We start from the raw sequence: 19,062 nt of genomic DNA on the forward strand, positions 1-19,062 counted from the left end.
GCGTTTAGAACTGGAAATCCGGCGGCGTATTGACGGGGCGCAAACGGCGTTCACGCGCCGCTTGCTCGGCGGCGGCTTTTGCGGCAGCCGCCTGGGACTCGGCGAGTGCGCGCTCTTGCGCCGTGGGGCCGGGCGGCGGCGCGGCGGGCGCGGGCGCCGGATTGCTGAAGCCGGACGGCAGCATGGGCGTGGCCGGGTAGCCCGCGTCGCTCAGCAGGCTGTCCCAGGTGCCCTGCTCGTAGCCGATCTGCTTGCCGCGCCCGACCAGCAGCAGCGGCAGCTGGCCGGCACTGCCGGCGCGCCGCAGCGCTTCGTGGTCCGCCACGCTGTTGACGGTTTTTTCCGTATAGGGAATGCCGCGCGCCTGCAGCAGGGTGCGGCCCTGGTCGCAGGCGGCGCAATTTGCGGTGGTGTAGAGCGTGACGGGGCGGCTCTGCACGGCGGCTGCCAGCTCGGCCGGCATGGCCGGCTGGCTGGCGGTGCTGCTGAAGGCCTTCAGCGGGACGGCATTGGCGGGCGGGGGCGTGTCGGTGTAATGCACCACGCCCTTGGCGTCCTTCCATTTGTACATCTGGGCTTCGGCCGTGCCCGCGCACAGCAGCAAGGCTGCCGCCAGGGCCAGCCGCGCGTGCATGGCGGCCCGCTGTACCGTCCGCAGCGCCGTCCGCATCGCCGTACCTTAGGCGGCCATGCCGCTGTGGCGCAGCAGGGCGTCGATGCTGGGCTCGCGGCCGCGGAAGGCGGTAAAGGACTCCAGCGCCGGGCGCGAACCGCCGACCGAGAGGATTTCCTTCAGGTAGCGCTTGCCGGTTTCGGACACCGCGTCCTGGCCCAGTGCCTGCGCTTCCTCGAAGGCCGCGTAGGCGTCGGCGGACAGCACCTCGGCCCACTTGTAGCTGTAGTAGCCGGCCGCGTAGCCGCCGGCGAAGATGTGGCCGAAGGAGTTCTGGAAGCGGTTGAACGCGGGCGGCACGATGACGGCGAAGCGCGCGCGCACCTCGTCGATCACCTGCTGCACCGACTTGCCGCCCTCGGGCTGGAAGTCGTAGTGCAGGTGCATGTCGAGCAGCGAGAATTCCACCTGGCGCAGGGTCTGCATGCCGGACTGGAAGTTCTTGGCGGCCAGCATCTTGTCGTACAGGGCGCGCGGCAGCGCTTCGCCGGTGCTCACGTGGGCCGTCATATGGCTCAGTACTTCCCATTCCCAGCAGAAGTTTTCCATGAACTGCGACGGCAGCTCCACCGCGTCCCACTCCACGCCGGCAATGCCGGACACGCCGAGCTCGTTTACTTGCGTGAGCATGTGGTGCAAGCCGTGGCCGAATTCGTGGAACAGGGTGATCACTTCGTCGTGCGTGAACAGCGATGGCTGCACTTTGCCGTCGATGACGGCAGGTTCGGTGAAGTTACAGGTCAGGTAGGCGACCGGGGTTTGCAGCTGGCCGTTCGCGCCCAGGCGGCGGCCGCGCGCGTCGTCCATCCAGGCGCCGCCGCTCTTGCCGGCGCGCGCGTACAGGTCCAGGTAGAACTGGCCCACCAGCTTGCCGTCCCGCTCGATGCGGTAGAAGCGCACGTCCTTGTGCCACGCCGGCGCGTCGTCCGGCGCGATGGTGACGGAGAACAGCGAGGAAATCAGGCGGAACAGCCCGTCCACTACCTTGTGCTCGGGGAAGTACTGCTTCACTTCCTGGGCCGAGAAGGCGTAGCGCGCTTCCTGCAGTTTTTCGGAAGCGTAGGGGATGTCCCAGGCTTGCAGCTGGCTGATGCCCAGTTCGTCCTTGGCGTAGGTGCTCAGCTCGGCGAAGTCCTGCTCGGCGTAGGGACGGGCGCGGCGCGCCAGGTCTTCCAGGAAGGCGATCACCTGCTCGGGATCTTTCGCCATCTTGGGCACCAGCGACACTTCGGCAAAGTTCTTGTAGCCCAGCAGCTTGGCTTCCTCGTCGCGCAGCTTGAGCAGGGTGACGATGTTCTGGGTGTTGTCCCAGTCCTCGCGCTTGCTGAACACGTCGCCCAGCTCGGAGGCCTTGGTGGCGTTGGCGCGGTAGACGGTTTCGCGCAGCTCGCGCTTGTCCGCGAATTGCAGGATCGGGTAGTAGGATGGGAAATGCAGCGAGAACATCCAGCCGGCCTTGCCTTCCTTTTCCGCCAGCGCCCTGGCGGCCTGCTTCACGTCGTCCGGCAGGCCGGCCAGGTCGGCTTCGTTTTCCACCGTCAATTTATAGTCGTTGGTGGCGTCCAGCACGTTTTCCGAGAAGCGCGTGGAGACCGCCGCGTGTTCTTCCTGGATGGCGGCAAAGCGTTCCTTCTGTTCGGGCGGCAGTTCGGCGCCGCCCATGCGGAAGTCGCGGATGGCGTTGTCGATGATGCGCTTGCGGGCCGGGTCCAGCGCGTCGAAGCCGGCGCTGGCGCGCAGCGTCTTGTACTTGGCGAACAAGGCTTCGTTCTGCGCCACGGCGGTGCCGAACTCGGTCATCTTGGGCTGGTTTTCGTTGTAGGCCGCGCGCAGCTCGGGCGTGTCGACCACATTGTTCAGATGGCTGACCACGCCCCAGGCGCGGCCCAGCAGCTCCGAGGCGTCTTCCAGCGGCGCCACGAAGTTGTCCCAGCTTACTTCGTCGGTCGGCGCTTCCAGCGACGCGACCACGGCGTAGCTCTTTTCCAGCAGGTGGTCGATGGCGGGCGTGACGTGTTCGGCCTTGATGGCGTCGAAACGTGGCAGGCCGGAGAAGTCCAGCAGGGGGTTTTGGCTTACGTCAGTAGTCATATTCTGTCCAATGTGGCCAAAGGCCTTGATTATTTACGCTCGGCCGACTCGATGGTGTTCATCAGCAGCATGGTGATGGTCATCGGACCCACGCCGCCCGGTACCGGCGTGATGTGCGAAGCCACTTCCTTGATGCCGGCGAAATCCACGTCGCCGCACAGTTTGCCCGCGTCGTCGCGGTTCATGCCTACGTCGATCACGATGGCGCCCGGCTTCACCATATCAGCGGTGAGCGTGTTGCGGCGTCCGACTGCGGCCACCACCACGTCGGCCTGGCGGGTGTACAGGCCCAGGTCCGGAGTGGCGCTATGGCAGATGGTGACGGTGGCGTTCGCTTGCAAGAGCAGCAGGGCCATGGGCTTGCCCACCGTGTTGCTGCGGCCGATCACCACCGCGTGCTTGCCGCGCAGGTCGACGCCGGTCGATTCGATCAGCTTCATGCAGCCGTAGGGCGTGCACGGGCGGAAACCTTCCAGGCCGGTCATCAGTTCGCCGGCGCTGAGCACGGAGTAGCCGTCCACGTCCTTCGAAGTGGAGATGGCCTCGATCACCTTGTGCGGGTTAATGTGCTTGGGCAGCGGCATCTGCACCAGGATGCCGTGGATGGCCGGGTCGTTGTTCAGCGCGGTGATGCGTTCCAGCAGGGCTGCCTCGCTCAGGTCGGCCTCGTATTTCTCCAGCACCGAGTGGAAGCCCACGTCGCCGCAGGCTTTCACCTTGTTGCGGACGTAGACCTGGGAAGCCGGGTCTTCGCCCACCAGGATCACGGCCAGGCCGGGCTGCTTGCCCTGGGCGGTGAGTTTGGCGGCGCGTTCCGCGATTTCCGCGCGCAATTTTTGGGAGAGGGCGATACCGTCGATCAGTTGAGCAGACATGATGTGTGGAGTAGGTGGGAGGGAAAAGCAGAATTATACAGCCAAGGAAAAACGCCATATCTCACAATATGAAACGTTTTATCGCAATTTGAAAAATCGGAAAATCGCTGTTAGAATCTTCACACTAATCCGAAGTCTTAGTAAATAATCAGCAGCACCGTCCGATAGCGATCCGGGCGCCCACACTAGGAGACTCAACGCATGGCACCTCAACTTGACCAGGTCACGGCCCTCACCGCCAACGATTCTGATAAGCAAGAAACAAAAGAATGGCTGGAGGCATTACAAGCCGTCCTGGAAAATGAAGGCCCGGACCGCGCACACTATCTGATGGAACGCCTGATCGATCTGGCCCGCCAAAGCGGCTCCGACATCCCGTTCTCCGCCAACACCGCCTACGTCAACACCATCCCCGCCCACCTGGAGCAACACTGCCCGGGCAACCTGGAATACGAAGAGAAGCTGCGCTCGTGGATGCGCTGGAACGCCATGGCCATGGTGGTCAAGGCCAACCGCGTGGACGGCGACCTGGGCGGCCACCTGTCCTCCTTCGCCTCGCTGGCCAATATGCTGGGTATCGGCTTCAACCACTTCTGGAAAGCGCCAAGCGACACCCACGGCGGCGACCTGCTGTACATCCAGGGCCACTCCTCGCCGGGCGTGTACGCGCGCGCCTTCCTGGAAGGCCGCCTGACCGAAGAACAACTGACCCATTACCGCCGCGAAGTCGGCGGCAAGGGTCTGTCGTCGTATCCGCATCCCAAGCTGATGCCGAACTTCTGGCAGTTCCCCACCGTGTCCATGGGCCTGGGCCCGCTGATGGCCATCTACCAGGCGCGCTTCCTGAAGTACCTGCACGCCCGCTCCATCGCCGACACCACCGACCGCAAGGTCTGGGCGTTCTGCGGCGACGGCGAGATGGACGAGCCGGAATCGCTGGGCGCGATCGGCATGGCCGCGCGCGAGCGCCTGGACAACCTGGTCATCGTCGTCAACTGCAACCTGCAGCGCCTGGACGGCCCTGTGCGCGGCAACGGCAAGATCATTCAGGAACTGGAAGCGGACTTCCGCGGCGCCGGCTGGAACGTGGTCAAAGTAATCTGGGGCCCGGGCTGGGACGCGCTGCTCAAGCAGGACAAGGAAGGCATCCTGCAAAAAGTGATGATGGAAACGCTGGACGGCGAATACCAGAACTACAAGGCCAAGGACGGCGCCTACGTGCGCAAGCACTTCTTCGGCAAGCATCCGAAGCTGCTGGAAATGGTCGCCAACATGACCGACGACGACATCTGGCGCCTGACCCGCGGCGGCCACGATCCGCACAAGATCTACGCCGCCTTCAAGGTCGCCCAGGAACACAAGGGCCAGCCTACCGTCCTGCTGGTGAAGACCATCAAGGGCTTCGGCATGGGCAAGCACGGCGAAGCGCGCAACACCGCGCACAACACCAAGAAGCTGACCGACGAAGCCGTGCGCGAAATGCGCGACCGCTACTCGATCCCTATCCCGGACGACAAGCTGGGCGACATCCCGTTCTACAAGCCGGCCGACGACGCGCCGGAAATCAAGTACCTGCACGAGCGCCGCGCCGCGCTGGGCGGCTACCTGCCGCAACGCCGCATGCAGGCCGACGAGAAGCTGACCGTGCCGCCACTGTCGGCCTTCCAGAACGTGCTGGACGCCACCGCGGAAGGCCGCGAAGTGTCGAGCACCCAGACCTTCGTGCGTATCCTGACCACGCTGCTGAAAGATGCCAGCATCGGCCCGCGCATCGTGCCTATCCTTGTTGACGAGTCGCGCACCTTCGGCATGGAAGGCCTGTTCCGCCAGGTCGGCATCTTCAACCAGCAGGGCCAGTTGTACGAGCCGGTCGACAAGGACCAGGTGATGTACTACCGCGAAGACAAGGCCGGCCAGATCCTGCAAGAGGGTATCAACGAAGCGGGCGGCATGAGCTCGTGGATCGCCGCTGCGACCTCGTACTCGACCAATAACCGCGTGATGATTCCGTTCTACACGTACTATTCGATGTTCGGCATGCAGCGTATCGGCGACCTGGTATGGGCCGCCGCCGACATGCGCGCACGCGGCTTCCTGATGGGCGGCACCGCTGGCCGTACCACGCTGAACGGCGAGGGCCTGCAGCACGAAGACGGCCATAGCCACCTGTTCGCAGCGGCTGTGCCGAACTGCATGCCGTACGACCCGACCTTCGGCCACGAAGTCGCGGTGATCGTGCAGGACGGCCTGCGCCGCATGGTGGAGAACCAGGAAGACGTGTTCTACTACATCACCATCATGAACGAGAACTACCCGCACCCTGGCATCAAGCCGGGCCAGGAAGAGGGCATCCTGAAGGGTTTGTATCTGCTGCAGAAGGGCGACGAGGGCAGCCAGCAGCGCGTGCAGCTGATCGGCTCCGGCACCATCCTGCGCGAATCGCTGTTCGCCCAGGAGCTGCTGAAGAACGACTGGAACATCGCGGCCGACGTCTGGTCCGCGCCTTCGCTGACCCTGGTGGCGCGTGACGGCCAGGACGCGGAACGCTGGAACCTGGTCAACCCGACCAAGGAACAGCGCGTGCCGTACGTGGCGCAGCTGTTGAAGGACACCAGCGGTCCTATCGTGGCGACCACCGACTACATGCGTGCGTTTGCTGAACAGATCCGCGCCTTCATCCCGAAAGACCGCACCTACCGCGTGCTGGGCACCGACGGTTTCGGCCGCTCGGATACCCGCGCCGCGCTGCGCGAGTTCTTCGAAGTGAACCGCTACTACATCACGGTGGCAGCGCTGAAATCGCTGGCTGAAGAAGGCAAGATCGACGTGTCCGTGGTGGAGCAGGCCATCGTCAAGTACGGCCTGGACGCGAACAAGCCAAATCCGGTGACCCAATAAATAGAAAACGGAGCAAACGCTATGAGCATTGTGGAAGTTAAAGTCCCGGATATCGGCGATTTCAAGGAAGTTGAAATCATCGAGCTGATGATCAAAGTCGGCGACACCATCAAGGTGGACCAGTCGCTGATTACCGTTGAATCGGACAAGGCCAGTATGGAGATTCCTTCCAGCGCCGCAGGCGTGGTCAAGGAAATCAAGGTCAAGGTAGGCGACAAGGTTGCCGAAGGTTCGCTGCTGCTGTTGCTGGAAGCCGATGGTGCCGGCGCTGCTGCAGCTCCTGCCGCCGCTGCGCCGGCCGCCGCTGCTCCTGCGCCTGCCGCTGCGGCGCCTGCGCCTGCCGCTGCCGCCGCGCCGGCCGCATCGGCTGGCCCTGTGGAAGTCAAAGTGCCGGACATCGGCGACTTCAAGGAAGTGGAAGTGATCGAAGTGATGGTCAAGGTGGGCGACACCATCAAGGTGGACCAGTCGCTGCTGACCGTTGAATCGGACAAGGCCAGCATGGAAATTCCATCGTCGCATGCCGGCGTGGTCAAGGAAGTGAAGGTCAAGCTGGGCGACAAGGTTGCCATGGGTACGGTTGTGCTGGTGGTTGAAGCCACCGGCGGCGCCTCGGCGCCAGCCGCAGCCCCTGCTGCTGCGTCGGCTCCGGCTGCCGCCGCTGCACCCGCAGCTGCGCCCGCACCCGCCGCTGCCGCCGCTGCCGCTGCTGCGCCGGCTGCATCGCAAGGCTCGGTCGCCACCGGCAAGCTGGCGCACGCGTCGCCTTCTATCCGCAAGTTCGCCCGCGAACTGGGCGTGGACCTGGGCAAGGTGCCGGGCAGCGGTCCGAAAGGCCGCATCACCCAGCAGGACGTGCAGAACTTCGTCAAGGGCGTGATGGCCGGCACCGTGGCAGCGCCTGCCGGCGCCGCATCGTCCGGCAGCTCGGGCGGTGGCAACTTCAACGTGCTGGCATGGCCGTCGCTGGACTTTAGCAAGTTCGGCGAAACCGAACTGCTGCCGCTGTCGCGCATCAAGAAGATCTCCGGCCCCAACCTGCACCGCAACTGGGTCCAGATCCCGCACGTCACGCAGTTCGACGAAGCGGACATCACCGACCTGGAAGCGTTCCGCGTCGAGACCAACAACGCCAACGCCAAGAACAAGGATGCCGCCAAGCTCACCATGCTGGCCTTCGTGATCAAGGCCTCGGTGGCCGCGCTGAAGAAGTTCCCGACCTTCAACGCCTCGCTGGATGCGAATGGCGAAAACCTGATCCTGAAGAAGTACTACAACATCGGCTTCGCAGCCGACACGCCGAACGGCCTGGTGGTGCCTGTGGTGAAGAACGCGGACCAGAAGTCCGTGTCCCAGATCGCCCGCGAAATGACCGAGCTGTCGCTGCAAGCGCGCGAAGGCAAGCTGAAGCCGACCGACATGCAGGGCGCCACCTTCACGATCTCGTCCCTGGGCGGCATCGGGGGCACGCACTTCACGCCTATCGTGAACGCGCCGGAAGTGGCCATCCTGGGCCTGTCCAAAGCGTCCATCAAGCCTGTATGGGACGGCAAGGCCTTCCAGCCGCGCCTGATGATGGGAACCTCGCTGTCCTACGACCACCGCGTGGTCGACGGCGCGATGGGTGCTCGCTTCTCCGTGTACCTGAGCGAAGTGCTCGGCGACATGCGCAAAATTCTGCTGTAAGGAGCCACCATGAGCACTGTGGAAGTCAAAGTCCCTAACATCGGCGATTTCGCCGAGGTGGAAGTGATCGAAGTGATGGTCAAGGTGGGCGACACGATCAAGGTCGACCAGTCGCTGATCACCGTGGAATCCGACAAGGCCAGCATGGAAGTGCCTTCGTCGCACGCCGGCGTGGTCAAGGAACTGAAGGTCAAGGTTGGCGACAAGGTCAAGGAAGGCGTCGTGCTGCTGGTGGTCGAGGAAGCCGCAGGCGCTGCCAGCGCTCCTGCTGCCGCCGCGCCTGCGCCGGCTGCCGCAGCGCCTGCGCCTGCCGCAGCGGCTCCTGCCGCCGCGCCGGCCGCGCCTGCGGTTGCCCCGATCGGCGGCAGCTACAGCGGCCAGGTCGATATCGATTGCGACATGATGGTCCTGGGCGGCGGCCCTGGCGGCTACTCGGCTGCCTTCCGCGCTGCGGACCTGGGCATGAACACCGTCATCGTCGAGCGCTACGAAACGCTGGGCGGCGTGTGCCTGAACGTGGGCTGCATCCCGTCCAAAGCGCTGCTGCACGTGGCCTCGGTGATCGATGAAACCGCGCACATGTCCAAGACCGGCGTGACCTTCGCCAAGCCGACCATCGACATCGACCAGGTCCGCTCGTACAAGGAAGGCGTCATCAAGAACATGACTGGCGGCCTGGCCGGCATGGCCAAGGCTCGCAAGACGCAGGTCGTCACCGGCGTCGGCCAGTTCCTGAGCGCGAACCACATCGAAGTGACCGCGAAAGACGGCAGCAAGAAGGTCGTCCAGTTCAAGCAGGCCATCATCGCTGCCGGTTCTGCCGTCGTGAAGCTGCCGTTCGTGCCGGAAGACCCGCGCATCGTCGACTCGACCGGCGCGCTGGAGCTGCGCCAGATCCCAAAACGCATGCTGGTGATCGGCGGCGGCATCATCGGCCTGGAAATGGCCACCGTCTATTCCACCTTCGGCGCGCGTATCGACGTGGTCGAAATGATGGACGGCCTGATGCAGGGCGCGGACCGCGACGCGGTCAAGGTCTGGCAGAAGTACAACGAAGCACGCTTCGACAACATCATGACCAAGACCAAGACGGTTGCGGTCGAGGCTCTGCCGGAAGGCATCAAGGTCACGTTCGAAGCGGCGGAAGCCGGCGCCACCGCGCCAGCCCCGCAGGTCTACGACATGGTGCTGGTGGCCGTTGGCCGCAGCCCGAACGGCAAGAAGATCGCCGCTGAAAAAGCTGGCGTGATCGTCACCGACCGCGGCTTCATCAACGTGGACAGCCAGATGCGCACCAACGTGCCGAACATCTTCGCCATCGGCGACCTGGTGGGCCAGCCGATGCTGGCGCACAAGGCGGTACACGAAGGCCATGTTGCGGCGGAAGCTGCCGCAGGCCAGAAGTCGCACTTCGACGTGAAGGTGATTCCATCGGTGGCCTACACCGATCCGGAAGTGGCATGGGCCGGCATCACCGAAGACGAAGCGAAAGCCAAGGGCATCAAGGTCGAGAAGGGCCACTTCCCCTGGGCAGCGAGCGGCCGCGCCGTGGCCAACGGCCGCGCCGAAGGCTTCACCAAGCTGCTGTTCGACGCTGAAACGCACCGCATCATCGGCGGCACCATCGTCGGCACGCACGCCGGCGACATGATCGGCGAAATCGCGCTGGCCATCGAAATGGGCTGCGACGGCACCGACATCGGCAAGACGATCCACCCGCACCCGACCCTGGGCGAGTCGATCGGCATGGCCGCCGAAGTGTACGAAGGCGTCTGCACCGACCTGCCGCCACCGCGCAAGCGCTAAGCAGCAAGCTAGCATGCCAGCATGCAAAAGGCCCGGTTCATGCCGGGCCTTTTTACGTCTGCCGGACGCCAGTCCAGCTCATCGAAAACTGGTAACCGAATGTATTTCGCGCTTAGCTGTTCAAGTTGTTTTTGCGCAGCCTGGCAATGCTTGACAACGGACCGCTCTACTTCCCTTTGCCGCTTTTCGCTCCCCCCATCAAACTCCTCCGCGAAATGTTCGCAAGCATCGGCGTTCCGAATGAATGCCCGCACATCTTGCGGGGTGGTGTTCTTGGCCGGTGCGATTGCGGGTACCGCGAGACACGCGAGCAGGATGGTTGTTTTAATCCCCATTGTTTCCTCTGGAATCAGCGTCCGTTGTTCGACCAATGTGGGACATCCCGTCCCTCGCCATTATATTTTTTCTTGACGCGGTTGAAGTTCAAAGCGTAGGCGCATGGGGATTCGATGCTTTGATCCCCGCCAAGCTGTTCGTTGAGCGGCTACTGTGCCAGCGCCGAAGCGGGGAGGCCGAATATGCGGTCGAATGTCCAGCTGAAGACGAAGGTGTAGACCATGAAGAAAATCACCAGCCCCAGGTCCAGCACGAAAGCGTCCCACAGCGACATGTTCAGCCACCAGGCGAACAGCGGTACCAGCACCAGCACCAGGCCGCCCTCGAAGCCCACCGCGTGCGCCACCCGGCGCGCCACGCTGCGGCCGCGCGTGGCCTGGCGCGCTTCCCAGGCTTCGAACAGCGAGTTGTAGATCAGGTTCCATACCACCGCCGTCAGCGACGAGCCAATGGCGGCCACGCCGGCGTGGCTGGCCTCGTGCCCACCCAGCAGCATCAGCGCGCTGCTGGTGAGGCCGACGGCGATCAGTTCGAACAACGATACGTAGACGACTTTGCGCTTGATTCCTTGCATGACTTCCTCCTGTGGCGCCTATCTTATTGCGCGCTGGCTGATTGAAAAAGTCGACAGCTATCAATTTTTCTGACAGCATGCCCGTATGGCCTTCTCCAGCGACACCGTCGCCATCTTCCTTGCCGTGCTCGATCACGGCTCCTTCTCGGCGGCGGCGCGTGCGCTGGGCCGCGTGCCGTCGGCCGTCAGCATGGCGGTTGCCCAGCTGGAGGCGGAGCTGGACCTGCAGCTGTTCGAGCGCAGTTCGCGCCACGCGCTGCCGACCGAGTCGGCGCGCGCCTTGGAAGCGGAAGCGCGCCAGATGGCCGGGCAGCTGCGCCGCCTGCAGGCGCACGCCCTGTCGCTGCATCAGGGCCTGGAACGCCATCTGACGCTGGCGGTGGCGCCGGAACTGCTGTCGGTGCCCTGGAGCGAGCCGCTGGCGCGCCTGGCGGACGAGTTCCCGTCGCTGGAGGTGGCGGTGCTGTCGGCGCCGCAGGCGGACGCGCTGCGCATGCTGTACGACGGTGCCGCGCAGCTGGCGCTGATCTACGAACGCCAGCGCGTCGATGAGCGCGAGAGCTTCCAGGAATTGGGCAGCGAAGTGCTGGTGGCGGTGATCTCGCCGCGGCACCCGCAGGCGCGCGAGCGCAACGGCAGCTTCCGCTGGGAAGACCTGGTGGACATCCGCCAGGTCGCCATCGTCAGCCGTGACGCGCAGGCGCAGGACGAGCGCATCCTCATTTCACGCAAAGTGTGGCGCACGGACAGCCATCTGGCCACACTGGGCCTGGTGCAGGCGGGACTGGGATGGGCCTATCTGCCGCAGCGGCTGGCGGCGCCGCTGGTGGAGTCGGGCGAGCTGCTCGGCATCGGCTTCGAGCACATGAGCAACCAGGTGCGGCTGTGGGTCGACGTGGTATGGCTGAATGACAAACCGCTCGGCCTGGGGGCCAAGCGGTTGATCGCCCTGATGAAGGACATCTCCGGGCTGGAAGCGCGCCCGGGCTGACAGCGGGGGGAATTACTTGGTGCGGTACTTTTCGAAATTGACTTCGAAGTCGCCGAAGTTATCGTTCAACATCTTCTCGTGCTGCTCCTTGTAGTACTGGATGGCAGCGTCCTTCTGCTGGGCGAAGGCTTCCTGGTTGCCGGTCGAGACAGCCAGCATGTAGGCGTTGAAGCGGGTTGCCGCGAACAGGATGGCCGGGCCGATGGTGTTGCGGTCCACGGTCTGCGCCTTGTCGTTGGCCAGGTTGATGAAGGCGTCGACAAGCTGCCAGAATTGTTCGTCGGAGGTAGGGGTAGTCATGGATGTCTCTGGAAAAGATTTAAACGAGTGGGCATCCTGCCACGGATTGGCCGCCGGTGGCAATGGTTAGAGCAAATTCAGCGTCATATCGATATGGCTGGCCACCGGCGCGCTGTTGACCAGTTCCCGCGCGCGCAGCATGGCCGCCTGCGCGTCGCCGTTGCGGCCCAGGCGCTTGAGCAGCATGCCGCGCACGCTGAAATAATAGGCGTAGCCGGCCAGCTCCTCCGCCAGCGGTTCGATTAGCACCAGCGCCGCCGTCGGCCCGCGCAGCTTGTTTACCGCCACCGCGCGGTTCAGGGTCACGATGGGGGAGGGGTGCACCACTTGCAGCACGGCGTACAGGCGGTCGATCTCGGCCCAGTCGGTGTCGGCCGCGGTTTCCGCCTGCGCGTGCACGGCCGCCACCGCCGCCTGGATCTGGTAAGGCGTCAGCTCGCGGCAATGCAGGGCCGTGTCCACCATGGGCAGCGCCTCGTCGATCAGCGCCTGGTTCCAGCGCCGCCGGTCCTGGTCGTCCAGCAGGATCAGCGCGCCCTTGGCGTCCACCCGCGCGCCGGCGCGCGCGTGCTGCAGCATCAGCAGCGCCGCCAGCCCCAGTGCGCCGCCGTCGTGCGGGAACATGCGCGCCAGCAGCCGCGCCAGCCGGATCGCTTCTTCGCACAGCTCCATGCGGATGTACTGCCGCCCGCTGCTCGACGCGTAGCCCTCGCTGAACAGCAGGTAGACCATGGCCAGCACCGCCTGCAGGCGCTCGGCGCGCTCGTGGGCCGCCGGCTGCTCGAAGGAGGTGGGGGTTTCGGCCACGCGGCGCTTGGCGCGCGCGATGCGCTGCTCCATGGCCGGCTGGCGGATCAGGAAGGCGTGCGCGATCTGCTGCACGCTCAGGCCGCACACCGCGTGCAGCAGCAGCGCGATCTGGTGGGACGGCGGCAAGCCCGGATTGCCGCAGATGTAGAGCAGGCGCAGGGTATCGTCGCGGAAGGGAACGAAGTTGCGGTTGCGCTCGATGCCGGCGTTCGCGTCCACGCTGTCGGCCACGTAGTCGGGGTCCGACAGCGCCTGGCCGCGCGTACTCACCGGCGCGAGGCCGGCGTTGCGGCCGCAGGCCACCAGCCAGGCCAGCGGGTCGCCCGGCAAGCCGTTGCCCGGCCACAGCAGGCGCGCGCGCATGGCCGCGTCCTGCCAGGCATTGAGCGCCAGGTCCAGGTCGCGGAAGGTGCGCAGCAGCGCGGCCAGCGCCTGCGGGCGGTGCAGGGACAGCAGTTGCGCAATGATGTCGTTGTCGGGTGATGCCACGTCGGATCGGAAAGGGTTGTGCGCAAAGGCCTAGCTTACGGCAAGCGCTCCGCCGCGCCTAGCGGCGGCCGTAAAAAAACCGGGAAGCATTCCCGGTCTGTAGGCCGCCCTCGGGCGTGCCGGGTGGCGCCGTGCGCCTAGCTTGCGATAAAGCGCGAAGGGATCTCGATGCCGCCCGCTCGCGCCGCCTCCGCGTAGGCGCGCAATTCGTCGATGGCCGCTTCGAGCTGTTCCTTGGTGGGATTGGCCTGGAAGACCTTGATGCGCTCGTTCAGCGCAGCCACTTGTTTGCTCCATTCGAGCCGAGAAAACTTGCTCATACAACCTCCTGTTTTAAAGGCACAGGATGCGCCGGCAGAGGTTTTTCCTCAGTGCGCTAGCGCACAGATGCTCGCTCAGTCCGGCCTGGCCAACACGCCGCCGAGGAACAGTTCCACGCCCACTTCCACTTGCTGGCGCACGTCGGGCACGGGCGCGGTGGCGGTGACGACGAACAGGTAGCGCTTGAGCTGGTCGCCCATGATGCAGTTGAGCAGGTGCACGGTCAGCGCTTCGGGCGCGATGTCGCCGCGCAGCTGGTTGCGGATGTCCGGCCGCGAGAAAAAGCGCGTGAGGGCTTCGCGCGTCTGCTTGGGGCCGGCCTCGAAAAAGGCCAGCGCCAGTTCCGGGTTCGACATCGATTCGGCGATCACCATGCGGTGCACCGCCAGTACCTGCGGCGAGGCCACCAGCTGGCCGAAGCGCATGGCAAAGTCGAGCAGGATGTCGTGCAGCGGCCGCACCGACGTTTCCATGTCGTGCATGGTGGCGAAGAAGGGCGCGCAGCCGGCGTTGATGACGGCAGTAAACAGCCCGGCCTTGCCGCCGAACTTCACGTAGATGGTGCGCACGGCCACGCGCGCCTGCTTGGCGATCATCTCCAGGCTGACCTTGCTGTATCCCTTTTCCAGGAATAGCCGGGCTGCGGTCTCCACCAGGTCCTGGGTGCGCGCCTCGGCCTCCGCGGCGCGCGGGCGGCCCGCCGTCTTGGCGGGGCAGTGGTTGGTGCCGAAGAACTCGATGTCTGGCAAAACGGGCAATTTTTCTGAAGTGGCGGACGTCATGGCGGTAGCTGTCTATTTGATGGGCATCTTAACAGATGGGGACTCTAGTCCAAAATAAAATGAAATGCAATCGTTTCATTTCTTGACTTGCCTGCCGAGTTGTCGAATAATGCACCTATCCCATTTCATTAATTCGGAGCACCACATGTCCAACGAAGCAGAGCAAAAAATGCTGGGCGCCGCCCCCGCCCAAGCTGCCGCCCCCGCTGTCCCTGCCGCCCCTGCCGGCCCCGGTTCCAACCGGCGCGTGCTCGTCATTGCCGGCCTGATCGCGCTGGCCGCCATCGGCGCCGGCGCCCGCATGTGGTACCGCAGCCATTACTTCGTCGAGACTGAAAACGCCTATGTGGCCGGCCATGTGCACCCGGTATCGGCCCGCATCTCGGGCGTGGTGACCAAGGTGCTGATCGACGACAACCAGCTGGTCAAGCAGGGCGACCTGATCGCCGAACTGGACCCGTTCGACCAGCGCGTGAAGGTCGAGCAGATCGAAGCGCAGATCGCCAGCGCCGAGCAGCAGGTGCTGCAGGCGGACGCGCAGATCGCCCAGGTGCACGCGCAGGCCTCGGCCGCCGCCGCCCAGGTGGCGCAGTCCGAAGCGCAGCTGCTGCGCGCCAGGCAGGACGCCGAGCGCTACGGCCAGCTGTACAGCAGCCAGATGAAGGCGGTCTCGAAAGCGGAACTGGACAGCGCCAACGCCGGCCGCGCCAGCGCCGTGGCCGACCTGGCCGCGCGCAAGGACAGCGCCGCCGCCGCCAAGGCCCAGACCACTGCCGCCGCCGCCGCGCGCGACGTGCTCAAGGCGCAAGTGAACGTGCTGCGCGTGCAGCTCAAGGACGCCCAGCAGCAGCTGGCCTACAACCGCATCCTGGCGCCGGTGGACGGCCGTATCGGCAAGCGCGCACTGGAAGTGGGCCAGCGCGTGCAGCCCGGCCAGCAGCTCACCGCCATCGTGCAGGACAACGTGTGGGTTACCGCCAACTTCAAGGAAACCCAGCTGGCCGAGCTCAAAGTGGGCCAGCCGGTGCACGTGAGCATCGACGCCATCCCCGGCAAGACCCTGGTCGGCCGCGTCGACAGCTTCGCGCCGGCGTCCGGCGCCCAGTTCGCGCTGCTGCCGGCCGATAACGCCACCGGCAACTTCACCAAGATCGTGCAGCGCGTGCCGGTCAAGGTCACCTTCAAGCCGGAGGACGTGAAAGCGCTCAGCGGCCGCCTGGTGCCCGGCATGTCCGCGATCGCCGAAGTCGACCTGAAATCCGGCGCTGCAGCGCACTAAGCGGAAACGGCCATGAGCGGCACTACCACCATCGACAAACTCCCGGCGCTGCCGCAGAACGGCCAGAAGGTCGACCTGCGCACCTGGATCGCCGTCGGCGCCGGCATGCTGGGCGCCTTCATGGCGGTGCTGGACATCCAGATCACCAACGCCTCGCTGAAGGACATCCTGGGCAGCCTGTCGGCCACGCAGGAAGAAGGCTCCTGGATCTCCACCGCCTACCTGGTGGCCGAGATCATCGTCATCCCGCTGACCGCGCTGCTCACCCGCGTGTTCGGCGCCCGCACTTACATGATGGGCACCACCGCGCTGTTCCTGCTGTTCTCCACCCTGTGCGGCGCGGCCTGGAACCTGGAAAGCATGATCGTGTTCCGCATGGCGCAGGGCTTCACGGGCGGCGCGCTGATCCCCATGGCCTTCACGCTGGTGATGCTCAAGCTGCCGCCATCGAAGCGCGCCGCCGGCATGGCCATCTTCGGCCTGACCGCCACCCTGGCGCCCTCCATGGGCCCCACGCTGGGCGGCTACCTGAGCGAAATCTACGGCTGGCCATCGATCTTCTACATCAACTGGGCGCCGGGCCTGCTGCTCATCGCCGGCATCGCCTACGGCCTGGACGCCGAGAAGACCAAGTGGGGCGACCTGCTCAAGACCGACTGGATCGGCATCGGCTTCATGGCGCTGGGGCTGGGCTGCCTGACCATCTTCCTGGAAGAGGGCAACAGCAAGGACTGGTTCGATTCCGGCTTCATCATCGCCTTCGCCGCGCTGGCGCTGGTCGGCCTGCTGGGCTGGGTGGTCACCAGCGCCACCCGGGCCAACCCCTTCGTCAACCTGGCCCTGTACGGCCAGCGCAACTTCCTGGTGGCCACCGCGCTGTCGGCGGTGTTCGGCATGGCGCTGTACGGCTCGTCCTTCCTGCTGCCGCTCTACCTGGGCCAGATCGCCGGCTACTCGCCCATGCAGATCGGCGAAGTCATCATGTGGGCCGGGCTGCCGCAGCTGTTCATCATGCCTTTCGTGGCCAAGCTGTCGGGCAAGGTGGACAACCGCATCCTGTGCTCCTTCGGCCTGGCCATGTTCGGCCTGTCCTGCCTGATGAACGCCTACATGGATGCCAGCACCGGCTACGACCAGCTGCTGGCATCGCAGGTGGTGCGCGCGCTGGGCCAGCCCTTCGTGATGCTGACCTTGTCGAACTTCGCCATGCAAGGCATCCCGCCCAAGGACATGGCCTCGGCCTCCAGCCTGTTCAACATGACGCGCAACCTGGGCGGCTCCATCGGCATCGCCCTGCTGGCCACCGCGCTGTCGCAGCGCGAGCACTTCCACTCGCAGCGCCTGGGCGAAGCCATCAACTCCTTGGCGCCGGCCACGCAGGAACGCCTCGCCGCGCTCACGCAAAGCTTCATCAGCAAAGGCTATGAAGCGTCCATGGCGGCCGACCAGGCGCTCAAGGCCATCGACGGCATCGTGCGGCGCGAATCGTTCGTGATGGGCTACAACGACGGCTTCTTCATCGTGGCCGCGATTCTGCTGGCCTGCGTGCCGGTGCTGTGGATGTCCGACAAGGTCAAGTCCCCCGGCGCCGGTGGCGGCGGCGGGCATTAATTCAGAGAGAGATAAACGCTATGCTTACGACGTTCAACAAGATCACGCTGGCCGCCGCCTTGGGGCTGGCGCTGGCAGGCTGCAGCACCGTGGGTTCGGACTTCAGCGCGCCGAAAAACGTGGCCGATGCCGGCTTCCGCCACGCGGCGGGCGCCGCCAGCACGGCGCGCCTGCCTGCCCAATGGTGGACCATCTACGGCGACGACACCCTGAACCGCCTGGAGCAAAGCGCCCTGCGCGACAATCCCAGCGTGAAGGCCGCCGCGCAGCGCCTGCTGCAGGCACAGGCGCAACTGGGCCTGGCGCGCGCCAGCGAATCGCCGTCGCTGAGCGTCAACGGCGGCGTGTCGAACTCGCGCACCTCGGCCAACACCTCGCAGGGCATCGCGCTGGGGCACCGCTCCATCTCCGGCAACAACTACTCGCTGGGCGCGTCGATGTCCTACGAAGTGGACCTGCTGGGCCGCGTGCGCCGCATGGTCGAAGCGGCCGACGCGCAGGCACTGGCCGCCGAGACGGACCGCGACGGCGTGCTGCTGCTGCTGTCCTCGCAGGTGGCCACCACCTACTGGCAGCTGCGCGGGCTCGATACCGAGCTGGCCATCCTGAACGGGGCGCTGGACAGCCGCCGCGAAACCGAAGAACTGGTCAACGCCCGCTTCAACGCCGGCCTGTCCAACGAACTGGACACCTCGCGCGCCCGCATCGAGCGCGCCAACGCCGAAGCGGACCTGGAAGAAGTGCAACGCCAGCGCAACACGCTTGAGCACAGCCTGGCCACGTTGACGGGCGCCTCGCCCTCGGCCATGCAGCTGCCCGCCGCGGCCCTGGCCAGCCTGCCGCAGCCGCCGTCGATTCCGGTCGGGCTGCCGGCCAGTTTGCTGTCGCAGCGGCCCGACTTGGCCGGCAGCGTGGCCACGCTGCGTGCCGCCAACGCCCAGATCGGCGTGGCCGAAGGCGCGTTCTACCCCGCGCTCAGCCTGACCGGCAACTTCGGCTTCGCCTCCGAAAGCCTGAGCGAGATCGCCAAGGGCGGCTCGCGCCAGTTCAGCGTCGGCCCGCTGGCCCTGTCGCTGCCCATCTTCGACGGCGGCCGCAACCGCGCCAACCTGGCGCTGGCCAAGGCCCGCTACGAAGAAGCGCTGGCCAACCACGAAGGCAAGCTGCTGACGGCGCTGCGCGAAGTGGAAGACGCCCTGTCGGACGTGCAGCAAAAGCAGAAGCAAGAGCAGGTGCAGGCGCAATCGCGCGCGGCGGCCGCGCGCGCCTACCTGGTCGCCCGCGCCCGCTACGAGCGCGGCGTCTCGACCTACCTCGACGTCACCGACGCCCAGCGCAGCAGCCTGGCCGCCGACCGCGCCGCCGCGCAAATCACCACCCAGCGCCTGCTCGCCACGGTCGCCGTCGCCCGCGCCCTCGGCGCCGGCTGGCAAGCCCCGGCCCCGCTCGCCACCGTTTCCACGGTCGCCTCCCGCTAAGCAGCCTGAGCCGCATTTCCCCCTACTTCGGGGTCAGACCCCGAAGTAGGGGGAAATGCGGC

General features: G+C 65.5%; 16 protein-coding genes. 7 read left to right on the forward strand and 9 right to left on the reverse strand.

The genetic code is table 11. The annotated features are described in order from the left end of the window. Nucleotides 1-4 precede the first annotated feature (4 nt). Genes ASC94_RS09585 through folD form a run of 3 tightly spaced genes read right to left on the reverse strand, consistent with a single transcriptional unit; the run spans nt 5 to nt 3,639 of the window. Nucleotides 5-634, reverse strand: coding sequence for a glutaredoxin family protein (locus tag ASC94_RS09585; RefSeq protein WP_056393720.1), 630 nt, complete (start codon nt 632-634; stop codon nt 5-7). A gap of 45 nt (nt 635-679) precedes the next feature. Beyond that, nucleotides 680-2,764, reverse strand: coding sequence for a M3 family metallopeptidase (locus ASC94_RS09590; RefSeq protein ID WP_056393722.1), 2,085 nt, complete (start codon nt 2,762-2,764; stop codon nt 680-682). 29 nt (nt 2,765-2,793) lie between these two features. Continuing rightward, complete coding sequence (folD, locus tag ASC94_RS09595; RefSeq protein ID WP_056393724.1) at nt 2,794-3,639, reverse strand: bifunctional methylenetetrahydrofolate dehydrogenase/methenyltetrahydrofolate cyclohydrolase FolD; 846 nt, start codon at nt 3,637-3,639, stop codon at nt 2,794-2,796. 201 nt (nt 3,640-3,840) lie between these two features. On the opposite strand from folD, the gene aceE reads away from it, so the two are divergent. The 3 genes from aceE to lpdA are packed head-to-tail and all read left to right on the forward strand — an operon-like array spanning nt 3,841 to nt 10,029. Continuing rightward, nucleotides 3,841-6,537, forward strand: coding sequence for a pyruvate dehydrogenase (acetyl-transferring), homodimeric type (aceE, locus tag ASC94_RS09600; RefSeq protein WP_056393726.1), 2,697 nt, complete (start codon nt 3,841-3,843; stop codon nt 6,535-6,537). Nucleotides 6,538-6,558: 21 nt separating this feature from the next. Further along, a complete protein-coding gene (gene aceF / locus ASC94_RS09605; RefSeq protein WP_056393729.1) occupies nt 6,559-8,223 on the forward strand; it encodes a dihydrolipoyllysine-residue acetyltransferase in 1,665 nt (554 codons plus the stop codon). Between the two features lie 9 nt (nt 8,224-8,232). After that, nucleotides 8,233-10,029 (forward strand): dihydrolipoyl dehydrogenase, encoded by a 1,797-nt coding sequence (lpdA, locus tag ASC94_RS09610; RefSeq protein WP_056393731.1) that lies wholly within the window; start codon nt 8,233-8,235, stop codon nt 10,027-10,029. Nucleotides 10,030-10,037: 8 nt separating this feature from the next. Here the strand turns inward: lpdA and ASC94_RS09615 are convergent, their stop codons facing one another. Next, complete coding sequence (locus ASC94_RS09615; protein WP_056393733.1) at nt 10,038-10,364, reverse strand: hypothetical protein; 327 nt, start codon at nt 10,362-10,364, stop codon at nt 10,038-10,040. Between the two features lie 149 nt (nt 10,365-10,513). Continuing rightward, nucleotides 10,514-10,939, reverse strand: coding sequence for a PACE efflux transporter (locus ASC94_RS09620; RefSeq protein ID WP_056393735.1), 426 nt, complete (start codon nt 10,937-10,939; stop codon nt 10,514-10,516). Between the two features lie 85 nt (nt 10,940-11,024). On the opposite strand from ASC94_RS09620, the gene ASC94_RS09625 reads away from it, so the two are divergent. Further along, entirely contained in the window at nt 11,025-11,930 is a 906-nt protein-coding gene (locus ASC94_RS09625) for a LysR family transcriptional regulator (RefSeq protein ID WP_056393737.1), read from the forward strand. A 12-nt stretch (nt 11,931-11,942) separates the two neighbouring features. Here the strand turns inward: ASC94_RS09625 and ASC94_RS09630 are convergent, their stop codons facing one another. From ASC94_RS09630 to ASC94_RS09645, 4 genes are all read right to left on the reverse strand, one after another. Next, nucleotides 11,943-12,230, reverse strand: a complete 288-nt coding sequence (locus ASC94_RS09630; protein WP_056393739.1) for a DUF3144 domain-containing protein — start codon at nt 12,228-12,230, stop codon at nt 11,943-11,945. Nucleotides 12,231-12,296: 66 nt separating this feature from the next. Further along, nucleotides 12,297-13,529 (reverse strand): RNA polymerase sigma factor, encoded by a 1,233-nt coding sequence (locus ASC94_RS09635; RefSeq protein ID WP_200955624.1) that lies wholly within the window; start codon nt 13,527-13,529, stop codon nt 12,297-12,299. A 137-nt stretch (nt 13,530-13,666) separates the two neighbouring features. Then, on the reverse strand, nt 13,667-13,849 hold the full coding sequence (locus tag ASC94_RS09640) for a hypothetical protein (RefSeq protein WP_056393741.1): 183 nt from the start codon (nt 13,847-13,849) through the stop codon (nt 13,667-13,669). 75 nt (nt 13,850-13,924) lie between these two features. Further along, the gene (locus ASC94_RS09645) at nt 13,925-14,608 is read right to left on the reverse strand and encodes a TetR/AcrR family transcriptional regulator (protein ID WP_162251407.1); all 684 of its coding nucleotides are present in this window, start codon (nt 14,606-14,608) and stop codon (nt 13,925-13,927) included. A gap of 169 nt (nt 14,609-14,777) precedes the next feature. Here ASC94_RS09645 and ASC94_RS09650 point away from each other — a divergent pair, with 169 nt between their 5' ends. From ASC94_RS09650 to ASC94_RS09660, 3 genes are read left to right on the forward strand one after another with little or no spacing between them, the layout of a single operon-like run. Further along, a complete protein-coding gene (locus ASC94_RS09650) occupies nt 14,778-15,911 on the forward strand; it encodes an HlyD family secretion protein (RefSeq protein ID WP_056393743.1) in 1,134 nt (377 codons plus the stop codon). A gap of 12 nt (nt 15,912-15,923) precedes the next feature. Next, nucleotides 15,924-17,522 carry a DHA2 family efflux MFS transporter permease subunit gene (locus ASC94_RS09655; RefSeq protein ID WP_056393745.1) on the forward strand — a complete coding sequence of 533 codons (1,599 nt, stop codon included), beginning with the start codon at nt 15,924-15,926 and terminating at the stop codon, nt 17,520-17,522. 20 nt (nt 17,523-17,542) lie between these two features. Continuing rightward, nucleotides 17,543-19,000, forward strand: a complete 1,458-nt coding sequence (locus ASC94_RS09660) for an efflux transporter outer membrane subunit (RefSeq protein ID WP_056393746.1) — start codon at nt 17,543-17,545, stop codon at nt 18,998-19,000. The last annotated feature ends 62 nt before the right edge of the window (nt 19,001-19,062 follow it).

This window comes from Massilia sp. Root418 (genome assembly GCF_001425265.1).
Lineage (GTDB): Bacteria > Pseudomonadota > Gammaproteobacteria > Burkholderiales > Burkholderiaceae_D > Rugamonas.

Excerpts from the sequence above, each read along its gene's own strand:
- lpdA (WP_056393731.1), top strand. The coding sequence starts at position 8,233 with ATGAGCACTGTGGAAGTCAAAGTCCCTAACATCGGCGATTTCGCCGAG.
- ASC94_RS09620 (WP_056393735.1), bottom strand. The coding sequence starts at position 10,939 with ATGCAAGGAATCAAGCGCAAAGTCGTCTACGTATCGTTGTTCGAACTG.
- ASC94_RS09615 (WP_056393733.1), bottom strand. The coding sequence starts at position 10,364 with ATGGGGATTAAAACAACCATCCTGCTCGCGTGTCTCGCGGTACCCGCA.
- aceF (WP_056393729.1), top strand. The coding sequence starts at position 6,559 with ATGAGCATTGTGGAAGTTAAAGTCCCGGATATCGGCGATTTCAAGGAA.
- ASC94_RS09655 (WP_056393745.1), top strand. The coding sequence starts at position 15,924 with ATGAGCGGCACTACCACCATCGACAAACTCCCGGCGCTGCCGCAGAAC.
- ASC94_RS09590 (WP_056393722.1), bottom strand. The coding sequence starts at position 2,764 with ATGACTACTGACGTAAGCCAAAACCCCCTGCTGGACTTCTCCGGCCTG.
- ASC94_RS09650 (WP_056393743.1), top strand. The coding sequence starts at position 14,778 with ATGTCCAACGAAGCAGAGCAAAAAATGCTGGGCGCCGCCCCCGCCCAA.
- ASC94_RS09660 (WP_056393746.1), top strand. The coding sequence starts at position 17,543 with ATGCTTACGACGTTCAACAAGATCACGCTGGCCGCCGCCTTGGGGCTG.
- folD (WP_056393724.1), bottom strand. The coding sequence starts at position 3,639 with ATGTCTGCTCAACTGATCGACGGTATCGCCCTCTCCCAAAAATTGCGC.
- ASC94_RS09585 (WP_056393720.1), bottom strand. The coding sequence starts at position 634 with ATGCACGCGCGGCTGGCCCTGGCGGCAGCCTTGCTGCTGTGCGCGGGC.
- ASC94_RS09630 (WP_056393739.1), bottom strand. The coding sequence starts at position 12,230 with ATGACTACCCCTACCTCCGACGAACAATTCTGGCAGCTTGTCGACGCC.
- ASC94_RS09640 (WP_056393741.1), bottom strand. The coding sequence starts at position 13,849 with ATGAGCAAGTTTTCTCGGCTCGAATGGAGCAAACAAGTGGCTGCGCTG.
- aceE (WP_056393726.1), top strand. The coding sequence starts at position 3,841 with ATGGCACCTCAACTTGACCAGGTCACGGCCCTCACCGCCAACGATTCT.
- ASC94_RS09625 (WP_056393737.1), top strand. The coding sequence starts at position 11,025 with ATGGCCTTCTCCAGCGACACCGTCGCCATCTTCCTTGCCGTGCTCGAT.